The organism is Kitasatospora sp. MBT63 (assembly GCF_000710465.2).
In the GTDB taxonomy this organism is placed as follows: Bacteria; Actinomycetota; Actinomycetes; order Streptomycetales; family Streptomycetaceae; genus Kitasatospora.
In genome coordinates, this window is the sequence record NZ_JAIZ01000508.1 from 1 (window position 1) to 1,959 (window position 1,959).

General features: G+C 75.4%; 1 protein-coding gene. It reads right to left on the reverse strand.

Going from position 1 to position 1,959, the window contains the following annotated elements:
- Positions 1-1,919, reverse strand: a 1,919-nt coding sequence (locus tag AA75_RS27105) for a type I polyketide synthase (protein WP_233289209.1), incomplete at its 3' end; no start/stop codon positions are given.
- Positions 1,920-1,959 lie beyond the last annotated feature (40 nt).

Consider the following 1,959-nt stretch of genomic DNA (forward strand, 5'->3'; position numbering starts at 1 on the left):
TGCGGGCGGGCGGCCGGCTCGGGCGCCCGGACGGGCCGGGTGGCGGCAGGGTCCAGGCCGAAGTCACGCAGGTGGCCGCGGGCGAACTCGGGCTCCTGCCCGGCGCTGCCCAGCCCCTGCTTGTGCAGGTGGGCGATCTGCAGGTCGTACCAGCAGCGGACGCGCTCGAACGGGTAGTGCGGCAGCGGCGTCCGACGGCCGGTGCGGGCCGCTCCGCAGGCGGCCTCCCGGTCGATCCGGCCGCCCGCCAGCCAGGAGGCCACCTCCTCGCCGCCCGGTGCCGCGGGGGTACGGCCCGCGGCCACCTCGTCCAGGCCGGCCAGCAGGGTGTCGAGCGAGTCGGCCGGCAGCGCGGCCCGGCGGGCCAGGTCGACCCGGCCGACCGCGAAGGTGAGGACGACGTCCGCCGGTCGGGGCTCCGCCCCCGCGGAGCGGCTGCGCCGCAGGTGGTCCCGGAGGTCCCGGGCGTAGGCGGCGAGCGCCGTCGTGGTCCGGGCGGACAGGAACAGCACCAGCGGCTCGCGCTGCCCGGCCTCGCCGGGCGCGGCCTGGGCCGGTGCCTCCTCGACGACCAGGTGCGCGTTGCCGCCGCCGGCCCCGAAGGAGCTGATCCCGGCGCGCAGCGGCCGCGTCGAGCCGTCGGCGGTGCGCCAGGGGCCGAGCTCCTGCTGCACGCCGAACGGGACCCGGTCGAAGTCGATCTCCGGGTTCGGCGGGGTGGCGTGCAGCGAGGGCACCAGGGTGCGGTGGCGCAGCTGGAGCAGCACCTTGGCGAGGGCCACCGATCCGGCGGCCGACTCCAGGTGGCCGACGTTGGACTTGACCGAGCCGATCGGCAGGCTGCCGGGCCCCTTGACGCCGTCCCGGGCGAACGCGGAGGTGAGGCCGCGGATCTCGATCGGGTCGCCGAGCGAGGTGCCGGTGCCGTGCGCCTCCAGGTAGTCGAGGTCACGGGCGGTCAGGCCGCCGTCCCGCAGCGCCTTGGTCACCAGGTCGGCCTGCGCCCTCGGGTTGGGCACGGTGTAGCCGTTGGTGCGGCCGCCGTGGTTGGCGGAGCTGCCGCGGATCACGGCGTGGATGTGGTCGCCGTCGCGCAGCGCGTCGCGCAGCGGCTTGAGGACCACGGCCCCGACGCCCTCGCCCGGCACGTAGCCGTCGCCGCCGGCGCCGAAGCTGCGGCACCGGCCGTCGCTGGAGGCGAACCGTCCCTGCCCGAGCATGAAGTACTTGTTGGGGTGGATGAGGACGTTGACACCGCCCGCGATCGCCACCTTGGAACTGCCCGCCCGCAGTGACTCGACCGCGAGGTGCACGGCGGTCAGCGCGGAGGAGCAGGCGGTGTCGACGGCGACGCTGGGGCCCTGGAAGTCGAAGAAGTACGACACCCGGTTGGCGATCGACCAGTAGGCGCTGTTGGCGAGCACGGGGTTGCCGCGCAGCCGCTCCTCCGCCTCGTGGAGCTGGTACTCGCCGTACATCGCGCCGACGAAGACGCCGACGTCGCGCCGGTGCACCGGGTCCTCGGCGGACACCAGCCGGTCGGGGGTGTACCCGGCGTCGTCCAGGGCCGCCCAGCAGCTCTCCAGGAACAGCCTGGCCTGCGGGTCGATGATCCCCGCCTCCCGCGGCGAGATGTTGAACAGTGCCGCGTCGAAGTCCTGCACGCCGTCGATGAATCCGCCCCACTTGGTGTGGGTCCGGTCGACCTTGGTGCGGTCGGGGTCGTAGAGGGCGTCGGCGTCCCAGCGGTCGGCGGGGACCTCGGTGATGCTGTCGCGGCCGGCCTTGAGGTTCTCCCACAGCTGGTCCAGGCCGTCGGCCTGCGGGAACCGTCCGGCGACGCCGATCACGGCGACCGCCCGGTCGTCGGCCGCGGACCCGCTCGTCGCGGTCACGGTCGCGGTCGCGGTCGCGGTCATGGGAGCCTCGGCCGCCGGGACGGGGGGAGCGGGGGGAGCG